This window comes from Planktothrix sp. PCC 11201 (assembly GCF_900009135.1).
GTDB lineage: Bacteria > Cyanobacteriota > Cyanobacteriia > Cyanobacteriales > Microcoleaceae > Planktothrix.
The window spans coordinates 536,545-556,030 of record NZ_LT797693.1 but is presented as its reverse complement, the minus strand read 5'-3'; the positions used below and the strand labels follow the sequence as shown (position 1 = coordinate 556,030).

The window sequence follows — 19,486 nt, the reverse complement described above, 5'->3', positions numbered from 1 at the left end:
TTAGAAGAAATTTATATTTGATCTTTAAAGACTAAGAGTAGACGATTCAAAGATTCCATGTCCATTAAAAACGCATCGTGACCGTGATAGGATTCCAAAAATACTAATTCAGCTTGGGGAATCAAATCGGCTAATTCTTGCTGTTCTACCACCTGGTAGAGAACATCCGAGTCAATGGCAATAATTAAGCCAGGATGGGAAATACTTTGTAAAACCGCTTCATAGGTTTGTTCTGGACGGGTGACATTTTGACGATCCATCGCTCGACTCAAAGTAACCCTCTTTTATCACTTTGAGGGAAAAGCCTGATTTCCTGTAGGCTGAAAAGGGCATAAATTCCTTCAAATTCCCCTTGGTAATAAAAGAGGGATAGATCCTACGGTTTCCCTGTGTTTTGCCCTTAGTAAATAGGATACAAAAAACGATAGAATCACAATTAATGATCAAATCTATTACAAAAATAATGATTCGACCTCTATTTTTCTTGGGAATCTTAACTGTATTACTCCCCATGAGTTTATCGGTCAATGCCCAAACCTGTACTCCTTTAGCGGTTGTTAAAGGGGACGGAACAAGTGTTACAAAACAAGTGTCTGCTCCCAATGTGGGAACTATTCCTCGCATTCCCGTGGGTTATCAAGGAAACTGGGACACAGATTTTATCGTTCCGAACAATGCTGCCTTTACCGAGTATGTTGCAACGATTAAATCTTTATCTAATGACCCGGGAATATTTAAAATTAAAATGTACCTAAAATATGCAGATGATACTGCGGATCAAGTCTTTGAAGGCGATATTCCTCTGGATCAAAATCAGTCCCAACAAATTAGTGGCACTCCCCGATCAGATAGTCAACCCTATCAAATTAATCTGAATGTCGGAGGAATTAAGGTCTTGGGATATAGTTATACTCTTTCTGTCCAAGGATGCAAATAAAAAGTAGTGAACTGCTGCTGATCCCTTTAACACTCAACGGTTAACCCTAAGATAAGGTGGCGTAGTCCCCCCTCAACCTAGAAAAATTAAGTCACAATAGAAAAAGTTAAGTTTTGAATACATAAAGTATGGCCACTGTAACCGAACTTCCTCCTTTGATTCCCCGGGAACTGCTATTTGGCAACCCGGAACGCACTAGCCCCAGTTTGTCCCCCGATGGCAAATATCTGGCCTATATTGCCCCCGATGAAAAGAATATTTTACAGGTTTGGTTAAAAACCGTTGGACAAGAAGAAACTCAATCTTTAACCCGTGATCCGAAACGGGGAATTCGATTTTTTTTCTGGACATATAACCCGGATCAACTGATTTATGTTCAGGACTCCGATGGCGATGAAAATTGGCATTTATATTTAGTGAATGTCCAAACCCAGGTTGTCCGAGACTTAACTCCATTTCAAGGAGTGCGGGCACAAGTTATTAATTTAGATCACAATTTTCCCGATCAAATTTTAGTTGGAATGAACCTGAGAGATCCGCAGGTTTTTGACGTTTATCAGGTGAATTTAAAAAATGGCGCCGTTGATTTTCATACCGAAAATCCGGGGAATATTGTTAGTTGGACGGCTGATGCTGAGTTTAATATCCGGGCTGCGAGTTCTAGCACCGATGATGGTGGGTTTGATTTACTCTATCGAGAAACCCCCGAACATCCTTGGGAAACCCTGCGTCATTGGGGGCCGGATGAAGAAGGCGGGGCGGCTTTATTTTCTAATGATGGCAAAATTTTGTATATGGTGGGAAACCATGATGCCAACGCTGAACGATTAATTGCATTGGATTTATCCACCCGTCAAGAAACCGTAATTGCTGAAGATCCTGAATATGATATTGGTGGATTATTAGCCCATCCCACCACCCGCAATATTGAGGCTGTTTCTTTTTATAAAGATAAGGAAGAATGGCAAATTATTGATCCTATTATTGCCGAAGATATCGAGGCAATTAAACAAATTCGTCCGGGGGAATTTGGGATTAGTCGAACATTATCTGATGAAAAATGGTTAATTAGTTTTGTCACCGATGACGGCCCAGTTTATTTTTACGTTTACGATCGCCCGACCAAAACCCACAGCTTTTTATTCAGTAATAAACCCAAATTAGAAGGCTTATCTTTAGCCTCCATGGAACCCATTTCTTACACCGCAATTGATGGGTTAACCATTCATGGTTATTTAACTAAACCCGTTGGTGTTGCCCTGCCCGCCCCGACGGTGCTGTTAGTTCATGGTGGCCCCTGGGCGCGAGATACCTGGGGTTATGACTCCCGAGCCCAATGGTTAGCGAACCGAGGTTACGCGGTCTTACAGGTCAATTTCCGGGGATCAACGGGCTATGGGAAAGCCTTTCTGAATGCCGCCAACCGAGAATGGGCGGGAAAAATGCACCAGGACTTAATTGATGGGGTGAATTGGTTAGTGGAAAAGGGCATTTCCCAACCGGATAAAATTGCGATCATGGGCGGGTCTTATGGGGGCTATGCGACCCTAGTGGGGTTAACATTTACTCCCGAAGTTTTTGCCTGTGGTGTGGATATTGTCGGGCCGAGTAATATTATTACTTTGATGCAAAGTATTCCGCCCTATTGGGAACCAATTCGCAAGAATTTCTATCATCGAGTTGGGAATTTAGACACGGAATCGGAATTTTTAAAACAGCGCTCACCCTTATTTTTTGTTGACCGCATTGAGAAACCTTTATTGATTGGTCAAGGGGCAAATGACCCCCGGGTTAAACAAGCGGAAAGTGAGCAGATTTTTGAAGCAATGAAACAAGCTGGTAAACCTGTAGAATATGTGTTATATACCGATGAAGGACATGGATTTGCCCGTCCTGAAAATCGCTTACATTTCTATGGGGTAGCCGAAGAATTTCTGGCTAAATATTTAGGAGGACGCTTTGAACCTGTCGGAGAAATGACCGGACATTCCGGTGTAATTCAATCCTCAACCTAATCTTTAAAATCTCCCCCTTTTTTAAGGGGGTAGGGACAGATTTGCCTCAAGATTATGCTACAATGGCAGGGTATACTCTCCGACTCAATTATAATTTTTTCAAAAAATTATGTTCCAGTATATTTTGGGTATTTTATTTCCCATCATCATTGGATTTACACTGAATTCTTCAGTGAAGGTGATTAGTACCAGTGACCAAGCCATTGTTGAACGATTAGGTAAATATAGACGGACTCTAAAACCAGGACTCCAATTTATTATTCCTGTGGCGGAGAAAATTGTTTATTATGATACTAACCGTGAACGCTTATTGGATATTGACCCGCAAGAAGTGATTACTAAAGATCAAATCACCCTCAGAATTAATGCGGCGGTTTTTTGGAAAATTGAAGACTTAAAAAACTTTTATTATAACGTTGAAACTGATAAAACCCAAGAAGCAATTTCTAATTTAGTTTTAACCACACTTCGTGCAGAAATTGGATTAACAAATCTGGAAGAATTATTATCTAAAATTAAAGAAATTAATAGAAGATTATTATATGCCTTAGCAGAAGGAACAAAGACCTGGGGAATTATTATCATTCGGGTGGATATTCAAAATATTACCCCTCCTAAATCTATACAGGAGTCAATGGAACGCAAACGGGTTGCGGAGAGTCAAAAACAGGCAGAAATTTTAGAAGCTCAAGGACAAGCTCAATCTATTAAAGTCTTAGCTGATACCTTGGGATTAAAAACCAATAGTCAGGAATTTTTAAAATTTTTAATCACAAAACAATATGTTGACGCGAATCAACAATTAAGTGAAAGTCCTAATTCAAAAATCATCTTTATGAACCCTAATCAATTAACAGAACCGATTACTCATCTGATGGAAAGTGTTTCAGAAAATACAAATTCTCCCATTTCTCCGATTATTTTACCCGATTTACAAGAAGTTCAAGTTCCTAAAGTTCAACCTAATCCTAATATTCAAAAAACCTAGAATAATTATGAATTACGAATTACGAATTACGAATTACGAATGGGTAATAGTTGACTTCTCCTGCTCCCCCCCTGCTCCCCCTGCCTCCCCTGCTCCCCCTGCTCCCTCTACCTCCTAACCACCTAAACACGAATTTTCTCTCGTCACCAGTTTGTCACTATCCCATGGCAAATTGAGGTTAGTTTCAAATCAATCACAAAGGAATCAACCCATGAATACCAACAAAAATAATGGTCTGTCTACTCGTACTAAGATTTGGATGGGAGTCGGAGCTTATGTTTTAACTGCCGGATTGGGCAACGTTGCTAATGCTTCTACAACCCAATCTGCATCTAATTCTATCCAAGAAATTGCCTCTGGAATTTCAACTTCTGGGAATACTTTTACCTCCTCAGAAATGTTACAAGCTGCTGCTCCAACCAACAATAAAGATGATAAAAAAGACGATAAAGGAAAAGACAATAAAGGGGATAAAAAAGATGAAGGCGGAGAAAGTGGTGAAGGTGGAGAAGGCTAAAAACCAATGATTTTTTGTATCGCAGATGTTCTCACACCCGAAGAACTAGAAACAACTTTGACGCTACTGCAACAAGCTGAGTTTATAGATGGGAAAACAACGGCTGGTCGGTACGTCAAAGAAGTTAAAAATAATCAACAAATTAAAACCGATACTGAGATTACTTCTGACCTGAGAAATATTGTTCTCGAAGCTTTAAAACGTAACGAACTGTTTAAAGTAGCGGCACGTCCTAAAATAATCCGCCCGATTATTTTCAGTCGTTATGATGTGGGAATGTATTATGGTTCCCATTTCGATAATGCGATTATGGGGGATGAATCTATCTCTCGAACCGATGTTTCATTAACTCTATTTCTCTCTGACCCTGACACCTATCAAGGAGGAGAATTAGTGATTGAAACTTCACTAGGGGAACAGAGTTTTAAGTTAGATGCAGGTTCGGCGATTGTTTATCCGTCTTCGACTTTGCATCGCGTGGAAACGGTAACTGAAGGGACTCGGTGGGCGGCGGTTACTTGGATTCAAAGTTTAGTTCGTGACCCATCCCAACGAGAAATATTGTTTGATTTAGATACCGCCCGTAGAAGTATTTTCCAACAATATGGCAAGACTATAGAATTTGACTTAATTGCCAAAAGTCACGCAAATTTATTGCGAAAATGGGCTGATATTTAACCCAAATCTAATTTAAATGTAGGGGAGTTTTATCAAACTTCTGTACACATCGGGGCTTTATTCTCAAATTCTCACATATTTTCGATTTAAACGCAACGGGAGAAAACATCATGAGTCTGTATGAATCTAATAATGATAACAATAGTTCAGATGATAATTATAAATCCATGACCGTATCAGGCGTTAACCCAACAACGGGTCTTTATTATGATAATAGTTGGGATAACAACACTTCAGATGATTATTATAAATCCCTGGCGGTAACGGGTGCTACCTCAATAACTCCCGCAACTGGTGTTAATCCAACAACGGGTCTGTATTATGATAATAGCTGGGATAACAATAGTTCAGATGATTATTATAAATCCCTTGCAGCAACAGGTGCTACCTCAATAACTCCCGCAACTGGTGTTAATCCAATAACGGGTGTTTCTGATAATAATGGTTGGGATAATTTGACTGGAACCCATTGGGATGATGTCCTGAAAAATCCTCAATATCAACAGAATTTAACTGAAATATTTGATGAGGAATATTATCGTAATACTAATCCTGATGTCAATGCAGCCATCTCTCAAGGAACCTTATCTTCGGGTTTACAACAGTATCTTAAATCGGGGGAAACAGAAGGACGTTCACCGAATCAATTCTTTGATGAATCCTACTACTTAAATACAAATCCCGATGTGGCAAATGCCGTCCAAGCGGGTGCATTTACTTCGGGTTTTGAACATTTTGTCATGTCGGGGGCTGATGAAGGACGAAACCCCAGCAACCAGTTTAACACAGGAGCTTATTTAGCACATAATCCTGATGTGGCACAAGCTATTAACAGTGGAGTTATTACCAGTGCGTTCTCCCATTATACCCAATATGGTCACTTAGAAGGTCGGATTACACACTAATTTAAACAGCAATTGAATCTATAGCAATCCTGTATAAATAGGGTTGCTATATGGGTGATTCTTGAGCTAAATTATTTTTAGATTGTTGCTCAAACCATTGAATTAACTGTTTAACTGTTAAATCTTGAATAGGAATATTTTCAGCTTGAGACGCTTGTTTTAAAGGCTTTAATGAAGAAATCACTAATTTACTAAAAAAATCATGAAAATTACTATCTAATTCTAATTTTTCTTTAAAACTATCATCATTTTTAACCCAATATTGAACTTGTTCTGGTTTAATATTGTCAATTTTAATATCTTGAGTTTCAGCAATTTCCTTCAAACACCGTAACGCATAAATCGCTAACCGCGTTGAAAACTTCTCCTTAGAAGATAATAACGCCGCATCCACTTGAATTGCCTCGTCCTCGGTTAAAAATTCCATAGTTTTACTTAATTATTTAATATAGCAATTGCGGCAACACGGTTATGACAAAGACTGATTTAATAAACCCAGGCTTGTGTCTGTCTTTTCCTCCGGTGTTCCCCGTCCCTGTTCCCTGTTCCCTCCGATAATTAAATAGCCACAACGATGTTCCCCATTCACAATCCAATGGGTTCTTTCTACCGTACAATCTTCTAAGATTTCCTCAAACATTTCTAACTCATGGCCACAAACACTCGGAAAGGATTCCGCCACATTAGAAATTGCACAATGATGTTCAGTTAAAATATAACGTTCTCGCTGAATATCCGGTTGTTCTGACTCCACCAAATACCACTCCGCCATATACCCTTCAGCTTTTCTTAATTCTACCAATTTTTCCACCCGTTCTTTTAACGAACCCTTGCCAACTTTTTCCCGATATTCTATTGCTTTTCGTTGCCATTGTTTCTGTAAAATTTGACTAACCTGTTCATGTCCGACGGTTTGCGCTAAAGTATCCAAAAAGGAAATTGCAAATTCATCATAACGGTTGGGAAAACCTTCCCGTCCTTGAGTCGTCAATTCATAAACGTGCTGAGGGCGTCCCATCCCCACCTGCACCGAGTTGTAGGCAATTAACCCCGACTGTTCTAAATCTTTGAGATGGCGACGAATGGCTTGGGGGCTAATATCAAGGGTTTCTGCTAACTCCTGAGCCGTCGCCTGTGCTTGTTTCAGGAGAAGTTGCAGAATATCATGTTTCGTGGACTGGTGTTGAGTGGTGGCCATCGTCTTAACGAAAATTAATGAATTTGGACTTTGACAATACACTTGTTGTTAATGTAGCCTAAAATAGACTTAAGTAACAAATCTGTTGCTTAAGTCTACAGCCTACCACCCGTCTGTCATCCTTTGAGAACCGTCGAACACTAAATTTAACCTTATGAGTGCTTCTGTTAAAACCCTGGTCAACCAACCGTACAAATACGGCTTTGTCACCGATATCGAGTCAGACACCATCCCTCGGGGACTGAGTGAGGATGTTGTGCGCCTGATTTCAGCTAAAAAAAACGAGCCGGAGTTTATGCTCAACTTCCGTCTGAGAGCCTATCGACAATGGCTGAAGATGGAGGAACCTACTTGGCCCCATGTCAACTATCCGGCCATTGACTATCAATCTATTATCTACTATTCCGCGCCCAAAGTTGAAAAGAAAAAAACCAGTTTAGAAGAAGTTGACCCGACTTTATTAGAAACCTTTGAAAAATTAGGCATCCCTTTAAACGAACAAAAGCGCCTATCTAATGTGGCGGTAGATGCGGTTTTTGATAGTGTTTCAATTGCCACCACCTTTAAAGAAAAATTAGCTGAAGATGGGGTGATTTTCTGTTCCATTTCCGAAGCAGTTAAAGAACATCCTGAACTGATTGAAAAATATTTGGGTAGTGTGGTTCCCATTAGCGATAATTTCTTCGCCGCTTTGAACTCGGCTGTTTTTAGTGATGGGTCATTTGTTTATATTCCGAAAGGGGTACAATGTCCGATGGATTTGTCTACCTATTTTCGGATTAACAATGGCGATTCGGGGCAGTTTGAACGCACCTTAATTGTAGCAGAATCAGGCAGTTCGGTCACCTATTTAGAAGGCTGTACTGCCCCGATGTTTGACACGAATCAACTGCACGCCGCTGTGGTGGAATTGGTGACTTTAGATAATGCGGAAATCAAATATTCAACGGTGCAAAATTGGTACGCCGGAGATGAAGAAGGCAAGGGCGGAATTTATAACTTTGTCACCAAACGGGGATTATGTAAAGGAGTCAATTCTAAGATTTCTTGGACACAGGTAGAAACCGGGTCTGCTATTACTTGGAAATATCCCAGTTGTCTATTAGTTGGGGATAATTCAGTGGGTGAATTTTATTCTGTGGCGCTGACAAATAATAAACAACAAGCAGACACCGGAACTAAAATGATTCATATTGGCAAAAATACCCGCAGCACGATTATTTCTAAAGGAATTTCTGCTGGAAAGTCCTCCAATAGTTATCGCGGTTTAGTCAAAATGGGGCCGAAAGCGGCTGGGGCAAGAAATTACTCCCAATGTGATTCTATGTTAATCGGAGATCGGGCGCAAGCCAATACTTTTCCCTATATTCAAGTGGAAAATAATACCGCCAAAGTTGAACACGAAGCCTCTACTTCTAAAATTGGAGAAGACCAACTTTTCTATTTTTCCCAACGGGGAATTTCCGCCGAAGATGCTGTGTCTATGATGATTAGCGGTTTCTGTAAAGATGTGTTCAATAAATTGCCGATGGAATTTGCCGTCGAAGCGGATAAATTATTGAGCTTAAAATTAGAAGGAACCGTTGGTTAATCAGTTATCAGTTATCAGTCATCAGTTATCAGTTATTAGTGATCAGTTTTTAGTCGAGTAGTGCGAGGGTTCCCGCTCGCCAACAACAAAAAACAAACAACAAACAACCATGATTAAAGAGAACAGCGAAGTGATTTTATCCGTTAAAAATTTGACGGCTAATATTGATGATAAAGAAATCCTCAAAGGCTTTAATTTAGAAGTCAAAGCCGGAGAAATCCATGCAATTATGGGTTTAAATGGTTCGGGTAAAAGCACTTTTTCTAAGGTTTTAAGCGGACATCCTAGCTACCAAGTTACAGGAGGCGAAATTACCTTTCTAGGGCAAGATTTATTAGAATTAGCACCGGAAGAACGGGCTTTGGCAGGGATTTTCTTAGCATTTCAATATCCGATTGAAATTCCGGGGGTGAGTAATTTAGACTTTTTGAGAGTAGCTTATAATGCCCATCAAAAACACAAAGGACTCGAAGAATTAGATGCCTTTGATTTTGATGAATTAGTCCGAGAAAAACTAGATATTGTAAAAATGCGGGATGAATTTTTAGAACGCAGTGTTAACGAAGGCTTTTCCGGGGGGGAGAAAAAACGCAATGAAATCTTACAAATGGCTTTATTAGAGCCTAAATTGGCGATTTTAGATGAAACAGATTCGGGTTTAGATATTGATGCGTTGCGAATTGTTGCCAGTGGAGTTAATCAATTAGCGAATGAAAATAACGCCCTATTATTGATTACCCATTATCAACGGTTACTGGATTATATTGTACCTGATTATGTTCATGTTGTGTCAGACGGACGGATTATTAAAACAGGCACAAAAGAACTGGCTTTAGAGTTAGAAGAACAGGGTTATGATGATGTTGTCGCCAAATCTATGGTGGGGGTTTAATGAATAATATTACAGTCAAAGAAAAACGGGAAGTCTCCTATTTAAACCATCTGTTAGAACAAATTCAAGAGGGACTTTCTAAACGGTCTTTTCCCTATCCCCCTGGGTCGGAAATTGCCATTCAATTGCAAAACATTCGAGATCACGCTTTAACTTGGATCAAGGAATTAGAAATTCCTACTAAACGGGATGAAGAATGGCGGTTTACCGATTTATCCCCATTATTAGAACATCGCTTTGAGGTGGCTAATTTTGTTCAGTTAGAGCATCAAGCGATCGCTTCTTTAATATTACCCGAAGCCGCCCATAGACGAATTGTATTTGTCAATGGAATTTATGCGCCCCATCTATCTGATATTACAGAAATTCCCGAGGGTGTTTTTGTTGGGAATTTAGGAGAACTTCCTGAACAATTTCGAGATCGTCTTCCTGACTATCTCAGTCAACAACAGGGAAATCAAGACGTTTTTGCTACCCTCAATTCCACCTGGTTAAATGATGCCGCCGTCCTCTGGGTTGACAAAAATAAAATAATTCAAGACCCAATTCATTTATTATTTATTGCCTTACCGGATAACCTGCCGGTGATCAATCAAACCAGAACATTAATTGTAGCAGAAACCGGAAGTTCAACTACCTTAATTGAACATTATGCAACCGCCGAAGTTTTCGGATGTTCAGATCGGGTAAAAGTTCAACCATATTTTACTAATGCAGTCACAGAAATCTACCTAGAAGAAAACGCCCAAGTTATCCATACAAGGGTTCAACGGGGTGCAGGATCAGCATTTCATATTGGTAAAAATGCTATTTTTCAAGCTCGAAATAGCCAATATACTTGCCATGCTATTAGTTTAGGATCTAAACTATCTCGCCACAATTTAGAAGTTTATCAACGGGGGGAAGGAACCGAAACCACTCTCAATGGATTAACATTAATTGGAGGTGAACAGTTAGCGGATACCCACAGTTCCATGATGCTCAATCATCAACATGGTACATTTAATCAAGTGCATAAATGTATTATTGACGACAAGGCTCATGGCATTTTTAATGGTAAAGTGTTTGTACCCCAAACAGCACAGTTCACCAATGCTAATCAACTGAGTCGGAATTTATTGCTATCTTCCAAAGGAAGAATAGACACTAAACCCCAGTTAGAAATTGTGGCGGATAATGTTAAATGTTCCCATGGGGCTACCGTCAGTCAATTAGAAGCAGATGAAGTCTTCTATTTGCGGAGTCGGGGGTTAAGTGAACAGATGAGTCGTCACCTCTTAATTGATGCTTTTGCGGCAGAAATTTTAGGTAAATTACCATCACCAACATTAACCCAAGTTTTATCCCGTTGCGTTTCCTGTCGCACCGACTTTAGTTAACTGTTGTTGGGCTTTAATCCTAAAAAGAGTGGGCTAAAGCCCAACAACGAAGGGATTTATTAATTGTATTAAAGGATATTAAAAATTATGTTAACTCAAGAAAAAACATTAGCTGAAAGCGTCCGTCAAGATTTCCCCATTTTACATCAAGAAATCAACGGTTATCCCTTGGTTTATTTAGATAATGCCGCCACTTCTCAGAAACCTTTAGCGGTATTAAATGCCATTCAAGAATATTATCAAAAGTATAATTCTAATGTGCATCGAGGGGTTCACGTTTTAAGTGCAAAAGCCACGGATGCTTATGAAGCAGCTAGAGTAAAAGTTGCCCAATTTATTAATGCTCAATCCTACAAAGAAATTGTCTATACCCGCAACGCCAGTGAAGCTATTAATATTGTAGCCTATTCCTGGGGTTTAAATACTTTAAAACCCGGAGATGAAATTATTCTCAGTGTAATGGAACATCATAGTAATTTAGTTCCTTGGCAAATGGTCGCTCAAAAAACTGGAGCGGTGATTAAATTTGTCGAGTTAACAGAAACTCAAGAATTTGATTTAGAACATTTTAAAACATTGATTTCTGACAAAACCAAATTAGTTTCTATTGTTCATATTTCTAATACGTTGGGTTGTATTAATCCGATTGAAGAAATTACTAAAATTAGTCATCAATACGGTGCAAAAGTATTAATTGATGCTTGCCAAAGTGCGCCCCATAAGGCTTTAGATGTGCAGAAAATTGATTGTGATTGGTTAGTGGCATCGGGTCATAAAATGTGCGCTCCTACGGGTATCGGCTTTTTATACGGCAAATTAGAGGTATTAGAAGCCATGCCGCCCTTTTTTGGGGGAGGAGAAATGATTGCTGAGGTGTTTTTAGATCATTTCACGGTGGGGGAATTACCCCATAAATTTGAAGCGGGAACTCCGGCGATTGGAGAAGCAATTGCTTTAGGGGCAGCGATTGATTATTTAACGTCAATTGGTATGGACAAAATAGAAGATTATGAACATGAATTAACGGCCTATTTATTTGAAAGATTGCGAGAAATTCCTGAATTAAAACTTTATGGCCCCCAACCCAATGCTAAGGGAGAAGGGAGAGCCGCCTTAGCGTCTTTTAGCGTGGATGGGATTCATGCCAATGATTTATCCACCATGTTAGATGATTCCGGGGTGGCGATTCGTTCAGGACATCACTGTACCCAACCTTTACATCGTTATTTAGGCTTAAGTTCCACCGCCAGAGCGAGTTTATATTTCTACAATACTAAACAAGAAATTGATGTTTTTATTGTAGCTCTAAAAGATGCGATCGCATTTTTTAAAGAAATAATGAGTTAATCCGATAATTTAAGAAGTAACAGGGAATATTGAATCTATTTTAATCAACAACTCCAGCGCGAAAAACTCGCCCAATTACATTTTCAATCGGAGGGTCACTCACGGTTAAATCCAGGATATTGAATTCAGCTAATATTTTAGCGACCGTTGTAGTTAAGGTATCGCGCTTGACTAATAAGCGCACAACTTGACCCTCCATGGATTCAATTTCTGCATAGGTTAATAATTTCTGACGACAACTTTCTAATACTTCAGCAGAAGAATATTCTAATTCAATTTTAACTTCTCGGTAGGGGGAAAATTGTTCTAATAAACCCTCTAAACTGCCATCATAAATCAATTGTCCCTGATGAATTAAAATCACCCGTTTACACAATGCCGTAATATCAGCCATGTAGTGACTGGTTAACAAAATTGTAGCTTGATAACGACGATTATATTCAGCTAAAAACCCCCGGACACTGACTTGGGCATTAACATCTAATCCCAAGGTGGGTTCATCTAAAAATAAGACTTGAGGACGATGTAATAAAGCCGCCATTAATTCCGCCTTCATTCGTTCCCCTAAAGATAGTTTTCGCATCGGTTGTTTTAACTTTCCTTCTAGGGATAACATCTCGCTTAATTCCCCGACCCGTTGACGATATTCACCATCAGAAATTCCATAAACTGCGGCATTAATTTTTAAAGAATCTAAGGCGGGTAAATCCCAGATTAACTGTTGTTTTTGCCCCATAACCAGGGTAATTTTTTGTAAAAACTTAGATTGACGTTTAAAGGGAGTATGATGGGCAACTTCCACAAATCCGCTAGAGGGATAAATTAACCCCGTTAACATTTTTAAAGTTGTGGTTTTCCCGGCTCCATTAGCCCCTAAAAATCCCACCACTTCCCCCGATTCAATTTTAAACGAAACTTCTTTTACCGCTTCTATATTCTGATAGGTGCGTTGAAAAAAATGGCGAATGGTTCCTTGAAATCCGGGTTCTTTGATGGCGACGGGATAAACTTTACCTAGCTGTTCAGCAATAATAATAGACATAATGGGGGATGGGGATCACGGATTTCACGGATTTCACGGATTTTCATCGGTGTTAATCTGCGTAATCCTCTTTATTCGCTATTTTCTATGACTTTAAAACCAAAAATTTGGGGCACGTCAACGTTCATTTAACGCACCCTAGAAAGAATGATCACTATCAATTAATTAAATACATTTTCCGAACTTGAGGAGGCGGTGTCACTTCCCCCTTTGACTCTAGCTTTGGCTTTAGTTGCACTGCGTTTGAGAGCTTGTAAGCGAGCTTCATAACGGGATTTTTGGCGTTTTTTCGGGGTTTGATCCACTAAGGTTTTTAGGGCACTTCCGAGGCTTTTGTAGGCGTTGGGTAAGGTATAACCGAAACGGGTAGCCAGAGAAATTGCTTTCTCATCAGCGTCTAAGGATTCCTGTAATGTACGTTCTCCGTTATTTTTTTGATAGAGACGAAAACCGGAAACCCCACATAATGCTAGGGCTAATAAGAGTAGTAGTCCGTCTTGTACCCAGAGTTCCCCGACGGCTCCCCCTAAACCAATGGCGAGGGCGGCCATTTCCCAACCATCTCTAGGAATCGTATCATTTTGAATGCGGGCGACTTCATGCCAAAATAGTAGGTTGCGTTGATCCATTGCCAACTGTTCCCAACGAACCAAGTCAATTTGAATTTCGACTTGATCCTTGCCAATTTCTTCGCAACGGACGAGGGGCGGGTTGACTTCAACGGTTTTTTCCACCGTCACCCAACTCTGCAACTCAGGAGGAAGTAAGCCTTTTAGTCGCCGGAGTTCGCTCATTTCGGCTCTGGCTGTGGAGGTTGCATAGGATGTCATAGTTCCGGCTCAACTAAGTTTTTAACCAAAAACAGGGTTTCTTTATATTTTAATGTATTCTAATCCGTTTGCGACAACCGCCAACCCAAAACTTGTCACTTTAATTCCCCTCAGACTCAAATTCCTAGGAATTCTCGCAGTTTTTCTAAGTAGGTTTCGGGATCTTCAAGCATGGGAAAATGGGCAGTATCTTTAAGAATTGCTAACTGAACGTTAGGGTTTAAAGTGGCGGCTTGTCGTCCCATTTCTGCGGGAATAATTTGGTCGTATTCTCCGGCGACTAATAAAGTGGGAACAGTTAATTTTTTAAATTCTGCGGGGAGCCATTCCGTTGCTTCTTTAGAAACAGAGGTTAATACGGTTCCATAGGCGGCATCAAAATCTGCTAGGAGAAAATCTTCTAAAAAGGCTTGACTCAAGGGACGAGGAATTGGACGGTGGAGAAACCGAGCCATAAACATTTTATCCATTCCGGGAATTAGGGTTAACCATTTAGGGCGAAACATGACGACATAACGACTAAATTTGTGAAAGGTATTAAAGGTTTTTTCGTCATATTCAAAGATGCCACTACAGGTTAGAATAGCTCGTTCAACTCGCTGGGGATATCGATTTAAAAATAACATGGCAATAGAGCCGCCCATGGAGTGGGCATTGATATAAACTTTGTCTAAATTTAACTGGTCTAATAAAGTGACTAAATCTTCGGCATATTCGATTAATTCATACCGTTTTGATGGGGGTTTATCCGTGACTTCTGGTGCATTAGACCGTCCAAACCCGCGTAAGTCATAAATTAAACAATCAAATTCTGGAGATAAAACTTGGGCGGTGCTTTCCCAATAGCGTCCCGAACCGCCCCAACCGTGAATAAAGACCATGATAGGTTTGGTTCCGGGTGTGGAATTGGCTGTTGTTACCCATTCACAATAATGCTCGACTCCATTAACAGAAATTACGGTTTTATTTAGGTTTGTGGCTACAGTCATCTTTCTAAATATTGAATGAGTTTCTCTAGTTTAAACGATTCAATACCTTTTGAATAAAGGTTGCTGCGCTGGTGGGTGTTGCGGTTTTTAGTCCTGTTGAGGTTTGATGTATCCACCATCCTTTTGTGGTTTGGGGCGATCGCCATATTTCTAAATGTTCAACAGCAGGATCGGCATAAAAGCTCTCTATTCCTCCTCCTAATAATGCCGAACTCCAGTGGGTAAAATAATCATGACTGATGCGATAAATGGGGAAATTTCCCCCTAAAGGAACCCCCCAACCATCGATCGCAATTAATCCTTGAATTTCCTTTCCCCATTGTTGCCAAACTAAAGCCGCCCCCATTGCCCCGACAACTCCAGCACTAAAAGCTATGATTATTATAGCAGATTTGGGATTATTTTTATCGATAAAATTTAAAATATCAAAACTAGAATAGGCAGAATAATCTTGAGTGGGAAAGATTAATAATTCTCCCAATTGTTGTTGGTTTTTCCAATTTTCTAAAACTCCATTTAAAAAACATTCCGTTAATTCCGATGGATGAACTCCAGGACAAATTAATAGCATTTTTTGATAGTTGTTAAGTGACTACTCCCCCTACCTCCCCCGCTCCCCCTGCTCCTACCTCTCCTCCCCCTATCCCCCTGTATGGGATGTTAAACTATTAGGGAGAGTAATTTTATGGAATATCCCCCTGAGAATATCATGAGGGAGAGTTTCATCAAAGGACTTGATAGTAGCACTTGAACGTGAGGACAAAAACTTGGTTGCCACTCCTGAAAAACTGGACATCATTAATTCAGCCCCAACCGATACCAAGGGGGAAAACCGGGTTGCGGTTTTGCTTATGGGCTATGGTGAAGTCGAAAGTTATGAAGACTTTGCCAATTATAACGAACAGGCTTTAAACCTTTTAACCGCTAAATTTGCCCCGGTTCCCACTTGGATTTATCCGCCTTTGGCTAAACTTTTAGCAATGTTTGATCTTCATGAATGGAGTCATCAACACGGGAATTTTATTTCTCCCCATAATGCAATTTTTGAGAAACAACGGGCGGGAATTGAGGAACATTTACAAGAAAAATGGGGCAACCAGATTAAAGTGTTCAAAGCCTTTAACTTTTGTGCGCCTTTCCTTCCTGAACAGGTTTTAACTCAAATTCAAGCTGAAGGATTTGATAAACTGTTAATTTATCCTCTGTTAGTGGTTGATTCTATTTTTACCAGTGGAATTGCCGTGGAACAGGTAAATATAGCCCTGGAAAAATTAGCAGATGAAGGTGAACATTGGGTAAAAGGTCAACGGTATATCCCCTCTTTTTATAATGAACCTGCCTATATTCAACTACTCGGAAAGTTAGTCGAAGACAAAATTCAACATGATCTGATTCAATCCTGTCTCCCCTCTCAAATTGGGATTGTTTTAATGAATCATGGTTGTCCTCACAAAGCTAAAGGATTTACTTCTGGAATTGATGAAAGTCAAGCCCTATATGAACAGGTTCGGGAAAATTTAATTAACCGTTATCCGTTAATTTCTGTGGGTTGGTTAAACCATGATACTCCCTTAATTGAATGGACGCAACCTAACGCCCAATTAGCGGCGAATAATTTAATTGAATTAGGGGCGAAAGCGATTGTCTTTATGCCCATTGGATTTGCCACCGAAAACCATGAAACCCTCTTAGATGTTGAGCATATTATTGAGGGTTTACGTCGGAAATATACGGATGTTAAATATGTACAAATGGAGTGTGTTAACGACCATCCCGAGTTTTTAAAAATGGCCGCAGATTGGGCAAATCCCCAAATTGAAGCGCTATTCAATGAAATGGCCCTAGCGGTTAATCCTTCCCTGGTGAGTGTTCATAGCCACGATGATCACCATAATCACAGTCATGATCATGATCATCATCATCATGGTCACGATCACCACCACCACCATTAAACGTAGGGGCGAGGTCTTCTCGCCCTCTACAATTAAAATTGTCGTGACCAGTCGGATAACCACCGCTCAACCACAACTTTAGTTTGAGTAAAAAACTCAACCGCCTGCTGTCCTTGACCGTGTAAATCCCCAAAAAAACTATTTTTCCAACCACTAAAAGGAAAGAATGCCATCGGTGCAGCAACACCAATATTAATTCCAATATTTCCCGCTTGAACTTGATACCGAAACTGTCGCGCCGCCGCCCCACTACGGGTAAATAAACAGGCCATATTGCCATATTCACTTTGATTAATCAATGCGATCGCTTCTTCAAGAGTATTCAGATGAATTAAACTTAATACAGGGCCAAAAATTTCGGTGCGGGCAATTTCTCCCTGGGGGTTAATATCTTGTAAAATGGTCGGGCGAATAAAATAACCCTGTTCATAACCGGAAATTTTAGGATTTCTGCCATCAATTAAAATTTTGCCTCCTTCCTGTTTTCCTTGTTGAATTAATCCCTCAATTCGAGTTTTACTTTCGGCGGAAATTACCGTTCCCATTTGAACACCTGGATCTAATCCATAACCGACAATTCGAGTTTCCGCCGCAGAGGCGATCGCATCGGTAAAACTCTGTTTAGCTTGACCAATTGTAATCGCAATTGAGGTGGCTAAACAGCGTTGTCCGGCACAACCAAAGGCACTATCAGCAATAATTTTTGTGGTCATTTCTAAATCAGCATCGGGTAAAATAATCACCGGATTTTTTGCCCCGCCCTGACATTGCGCCCTTTTGCCATGGGCAGCCGCCCGACTATAGACATATTTGGCAACGGCCGTGGAACCGACAAAACTAATCGCTTTAATTTGGGGATTTTCTAAAATAGCATCAACGGTTTCTTTAGCTCCATTGACTAAATTAATCACCCCTGGGGGTAATCCTAATTGATCAATTAAAGCAAAAACCTTTTGCATGGTTAAGGGAACTTTTTCCGAGGGTTTAATAATACAAGTATTGCCGCAAGCGATCGCATAGGGAAAAAACCAAAACGGAATCATCCCCGGAAAATTAAATGGGGAAATAATCGCCACAACTCCTAAAGGTTGACGAATCATTATTTCATCAATTCCCCTGGCAATATCTTCAGAATTGTAACCTTGAATTAAGCTAGGAACACCACAAGCCACTTCCACATTTTCAATTGCCCGTTGTAATTCTCCTAGAGATTCAGCCAGGGTTTTTCCACATTCTAAGGTAATAGTTTCCGCTAAATCCTGTTGATTTTGTTCAAGTAATTCTCTCAGTTTAAACAGATAACGAATCCTTTCTGTAACCGGAGTTTGTCGCCATGAATCAAAGGATTTTTGGGCGATTTCTGCCATCTGATGCAGTTCCCTTGCTGGAGAAAGAGGAACTTTTGCTAATACTTCTAAGGTTGCCGGGTTGATGATATCTAAGGTTTCTGTTGCCTGGGATAAACACCATTGTCCATTAATATAGTTGGGTGAAATTTTAACTGTTTTCATCTTTGCTATTTCCTAAAAAATCTTACTTTCGACCGAGCTTTTTCTGGTAAAAGCTGTTAAAATTAACCGCTATTATTTGGTTCCAAATAGGCGATCGCCCGCATCCCCCAACCCCGGAATAATATACCCATGTTCATCCAAATGATCATCAATAGCCGCAGTATATAGAGGAACATCAGGGTGATAGGAATGAAAATGTTTAATCCCCTCTGGAGAGGCAATTAAACACAGAAATTTGACCGAAAAAGGGTTAGTTTGTTTCAATCTTTGGATGGCAGCAATGGCTGTATTTCCCGTAGCAATCATCGGATCAACCACTAAAACTTCCCGTTCTTCTATATCATCAGGAAGTTTAAAATAATATTCAATGGGGATAAAGGTTCGAGGGTCTCGATATAAACCAATATGTCCGACTCTTGCCGAAGGAATTAATTCTAAAATTCCATCTAAAATTCCCTGACCTGCCCGCATGATCGATACAATCACCATTTTTTTCTCCGAGGCTAAAATTGGCGCTTCCATCGCAGCCAGGGGAGTTTGAATTAACTCTTTTCGTAGGGGTAAATCCCGGGTAATTTCATAGGCTAATAACATACTAATTTCCCGCAACAATTGCCTAAATTTAGCGGTACTGGTTTGTTCTCGTCGCATCAAGGTGAGTTTATGTTGAACCAAAGGATGCTCAATAATTGTAACGTTAGGATACATAGATTAA

Annotated in this window: 20 protein-coding genes; 11 read left to right on the top strand and 9 right to left on the bottom strand. The window is 40.0% G+C overall.

Annotation, left to right across the window (positions count from 1 at the left end; all coding sequences use genetic code 11):
* Positions 1-11: 11 nt before the first annotated feature.
* Positions 12-260: an alpha/beta hydrolase family protein gene (locus PL11201_RS07410; RefSeq protein ID WP_079677929.1), complete on the bottom strand. Its 249-nt coding sequence runs from the start codon at positions 258-260 to the stop codon at positions 12-14.
* Between the two features lie 203 nt (positions 261-463).
* On the opposite strand from PL11201_RS07410, the gene PL11201_RS07405 reads away from it, so the two are divergent.
* The 6 genes from PL11201_RS07405 to PL11201_RS07380 all read left to right on the top strand — a co-directional run bounded on the left by PL11201_RS07405 (position 464) and on the right by PL11201_RS07380 (position 6,040).
* Positions 464-937 carry a hypothetical protein gene (locus PL11201_RS07405; protein ID WP_144017685.1) on the top strand — a complete coding sequence of 158 codons (474 nt, stop codon included), beginning with the start codon at positions 464-466 and terminating at the stop codon, positions 935-937.
* Positions 938-1,065: 128 nt separating this feature from the next.
* Entirely contained in the window at positions 1,066-2,952 is a 1,887-nt protein-coding gene (locus tag PL11201_RS07400; RefSeq protein WP_079677927.1) for a S9 family peptidase, read from the top strand.
* Between the two features lie 109 nt (positions 2,953-3,061).
* The gene (locus PL11201_RS07395; protein ID WP_079677926.1) at positions 3,062-3,940 is read left to right on the top strand and encodes an SPFH domain-containing protein; all 879 of its coding nucleotides are present in this window, start codon (positions 3,062-3,064) and stop codon (positions 3,938-3,940) included.
* A 211-nt stretch (positions 3,941-4,151) separates the two neighbouring features.
* Positions 4,152-4,457, top strand: a complete 306-nt coding sequence (locus PL11201_RS07390) for a hypothetical protein (RefSeq protein WP_079677925.1) — start codon at positions 4,152-4,154, stop codon at positions 4,455-4,457.
* A 6-nt stretch (positions 4,458-4,463) separates the two neighbouring features.
* The gene (locus tag PL11201_RS07385) at positions 4,464-5,135 is read left to right on the top strand and encodes a Fe2+-dependent dioxygenase (protein WP_079677924.1); all 672 of its coding nucleotides are present in this window, start codon (positions 4,464-4,466) and stop codon (positions 5,133-5,135) included.
* A gap of 110 nt (positions 5,136-5,245) precedes the next feature.
* Entirely contained in the window at positions 5,246-6,040 is a 795-nt protein-coding gene (locus PL11201_RS07380; RefSeq protein ID WP_079677923.1) for a hypothetical protein, read from the top strand.
* 46 nt (positions 6,041-6,086) lie between these two features.
* Here the strand turns inward: PL11201_RS07380 and PL11201_RS07375 are convergent, their stop codons facing one another.
* Together PL11201_RS07375 and sufR are read right to left on the bottom strand one after the other, a co-directional pair.
* Positions 6,087-6,467 (bottom strand): hypothetical protein, encoded by a 381-nt coding sequence (locus PL11201_RS07375; RefSeq protein WP_079677922.1) that lies wholly within the window; start codon positions 6,465-6,467, stop codon positions 6,087-6,089.
* A 42-nt stretch (positions 6,468-6,509) separates the two neighbouring features.
* A complete protein-coding gene (sufR, locus tag PL11201_RS07370; RefSeq protein ID WP_079677921.1) occupies positions 6,510-7,238 on the bottom strand; it encodes an iron-sulfur cluster biosynthesis transcriptional regulator SufR in 729 nt (242 codons plus the stop codon).
* Positions 7,239-7,392: 154 nt separating this feature from the next.
* Here sufR and sufB point away from each other — a divergent pair, with 154 nt between their 5' ends.
* From sufB to PL11201_RS07350, 4 genes are all read left to right on the top strand, one after another.
* Positions 7,393-8,829 (top strand): Fe-S cluster assembly protein SufB, encoded by a 1,437-nt coding sequence (gene sufB / locus PL11201_RS07365; RefSeq protein ID WP_079677920.1) that lies wholly within the window; start codon positions 7,393-7,395, stop codon positions 8,827-8,829.
* A gap of 109 nt (positions 8,830-8,938) precedes the next feature.
* Positions 8,939-9,721 (top strand): Fe-S cluster assembly ATPase SufC, encoded by a 783-nt coding sequence (sufC, locus tag PL11201_RS07360; RefSeq protein ID WP_079677919.1) that lies wholly within the window; start codon positions 8,939-8,941, stop codon positions 9,719-9,721.
* Entirely contained in the window at positions 9,721-11,100 is a 1,380-nt protein-coding gene (gene sufD, locus PL11201_RS07355; RefSeq protein WP_079677918.1) for a Fe-S cluster assembly protein SufD, read from the top strand. The genes sufC and sufD overlap by 1 nt, the downstream gene beginning before the upstream one ends.
* A gap of 84 nt (positions 11,101-11,184) precedes the next feature.
* The gene (locus tag PL11201_RS07350; protein ID WP_079677917.1) at positions 11,185-12,447 is read left to right on the top strand and encodes a SufS family cysteine desulfurase; all 1,263 of its coding nucleotides are present in this window, start codon (positions 11,185-11,187) and stop codon (positions 12,445-12,447) included.
* Between the two features lie 40 nt (positions 12,448-12,487).
* Here the strand turns inward: PL11201_RS07350 and PL11201_RS07345 are convergent, their stop codons facing one another.
* The 4 genes from PL11201_RS07345 to PL11201_RS07330 form a co-directional block, all read right to left on the bottom strand.
* Positions 12,488-13,489 carry an ABC transporter ATP-binding protein gene (locus PL11201_RS07345; RefSeq protein WP_079677916.1) on the bottom strand — a complete coding sequence of 334 codons (1,002 nt, stop codon included), beginning with the start codon at positions 13,487-13,489 and terminating at the stop codon, positions 12,488-12,490.
* 161 nt (positions 13,490-13,650) lie between these two features.
* Entirely contained in the window at positions 13,651-14,319 is a 669-nt protein-coding gene (locus PL11201_RS07340; RefSeq protein ID WP_079677915.1) for a DUF3318 domain-containing protein, read from the bottom strand.
* Positions 14,320-14,435: 116 nt separating this feature from the next.
* Positions 14,436-15,308 carry an alpha/beta fold hydrolase gene (locus PL11201_RS07335; protein WP_079677914.1) on the bottom strand — a complete coding sequence of 291 codons (873 nt, stop codon included), beginning with the start codon at positions 15,306-15,308 and terminating at the stop codon, positions 14,436-14,438.
* Between the two features lie 25 nt (positions 15,309-15,333).
* Positions 15,334-15,879 carry a hypothetical protein gene (locus PL11201_RS07330; RefSeq protein WP_079677913.1) on the bottom strand — a complete coding sequence of 182 codons (546 nt, stop codon included), beginning with the start codon at positions 15,877-15,879 and terminating at the stop codon, positions 15,334-15,336.
* Positions 15,880-16,075: 196 nt separating this feature from the next.
* Here PL11201_RS07330 and PL11201_RS07325 point away from each other — a divergent pair, with 196 nt between their 5' ends.
* Positions 16,076-17,260: a ferrochelatase gene (locus PL11201_RS07325; RefSeq protein WP_079677912.1), complete on the top strand. Its 1,185-nt coding sequence runs from the start codon at positions 16,076-16,078 to the stop codon at positions 17,258-17,260.
* A 32-nt stretch (positions 17,261-17,292) separates the two neighbouring features.
* Here the strand turns inward: PL11201_RS07325 and PL11201_RS07320 are convergent, their stop codons facing one another.
* Both PL11201_RS07320 and upp read right to left on the bottom strand, forming a co-directional pair.
* On the bottom strand, positions 17,293-18,771 hold the full coding sequence (locus tag PL11201_RS07320; RefSeq protein WP_079677911.1) for a CoA-acylating methylmalonate-semialdehyde dehydrogenase: 1,479 nt from the start codon (positions 18,769-18,771) through the stop codon (positions 17,293-17,295).
* A 72-nt stretch (positions 18,772-18,843) separates the two neighbouring features.
* A complete protein-coding gene (gene upp, locus PL11201_RS07315; RefSeq protein ID WP_079677910.1) occupies positions 18,844-19,479 on the bottom strand; it encodes a uracil phosphoribosyltransferase in 636 nt (211 codons plus the stop codon).
* Positions 19,480-19,486: the final 7 nt, after the last annotated feature.

What these genes read in the sequence shown, in the direction of transcription:
- PL11201_RS07410 (WP_079677929.1), bottom strand. Translation starts at nt 260, where the DNA reads ATGGATCGTCAAAATGTCACCCGTCCAGAACAAACCTATGAAGCGGTT.
- PL11201_RS07405 (WP_144017685.1), top strand. Translation starts at nt 464, where the DNA reads ATGATTCGACCTCTATTTTTCTTGGGAATCTTAACTGTATTACTCCCC.
- PL11201_RS07400 (WP_079677927.1), top strand. Translation starts at nt 1,066, where the DNA reads ATGGCCACTGTAACCGAACTTCCTCCTTTGATTCCCCGGGAACTGCTA.
- PL11201_RS07395 (WP_079677926.1), top strand. Translation starts at nt 3,062, where the DNA reads ATGTTCCAGTATATTTTGGGTATTTTATTTCCCATCATCATTGGATTT.
- PL11201_RS07390 (WP_079677925.1), top strand. Translation starts at nt 4,152, where the DNA reads ATGAATACCAACAAAAATAATGGTCTGTCTACTCGTACTAAGATTTGG.
- PL11201_RS07385 (WP_079677924.1), top strand. Translation starts at nt 4,464, where the DNA reads ATGATTTTTTGTATCGCAGATGTTCTCACACCCGAAGAACTAGAAACA.
- PL11201_RS07380 (WP_079677923.1), top strand. Translation starts at nt 5,246, where the DNA reads ATGAGTCTGTATGAATCTAATAATGATAACAATAGTTCAGATGATAAT.
- PL11201_RS07375 (WP_079677922.1), bottom strand. Translation starts at nt 6,467, where the DNA reads ATGGAATTTTTAACCGAGGACGAGGCAATTCAAGTGGATGCGGCGTTA.
- sufR (WP_079677921.1), bottom strand. Translation starts at nt 7,238, where the DNA reads ATGGCCACCACTCAACACCAGTCCACGAAACATGATATTCTGCAACTT.
- sufB (WP_079677920.1), top strand. Translation starts at nt 7,393, where the DNA reads ATGAGTGCTTCTGTTAAAACCCTGGTCAACCAACCGTACAAATACGGC.
- sufC (WP_079677919.1), top strand. Translation starts at nt 8,939, where the DNA reads ATGATTAAAGAGAACAGCGAAGTGATTTTATCCGTTAAAAATTTGACG.
- sufD (WP_079677918.1), top strand. Translation starts at nt 9,721, where the DNA reads ATGAATAATATTACAGTCAAAGAAAAACGGGAAGTCTCCTATTTAAAC.
- PL11201_RS07345 (WP_079677916.1), bottom strand. Translation starts at nt 13,489, where the DNA reads ATGTCTATTATTATTGCTGAACAGCTAGGTAAAGTTTATCCCGTCGCC.
- PL11201_RS07340 (WP_079677915.1), bottom strand. Translation starts at nt 14,319, where the DNA reads ATGACATCCTATGCAACCTCCACAGCCAGAGCCGAAATGAGCGAACTC.
- PL11201_RS07335 (WP_079677914.1), bottom strand. Translation starts at nt 15,308, where the DNA reads ATGACTGTAGCCACAAACCTAAATAAAACCGTAATTTCTGTTAATGGA.
- PL11201_RS07330 (WP_079677913.1), bottom strand. Translation starts at nt 15,879, where the DNA reads ATGCTATTAATTTGTCCTGGAGTTCATCCATCGGAATTAACGGAATGT.
- PL11201_RS07320 (WP_079677911.1), bottom strand. Translation starts at nt 18,771, where the DNA reads ATGAAAACAGTTAAAATTTCACCCAACTATATTAATGGACAATGGTGT.
- upp (WP_079677910.1), bottom strand. Translation starts at nt 19,479, where the DNA reads ATGTATCCTAACGTTACAATTATTGAGCATCCTTTGGTTCAACATAAA.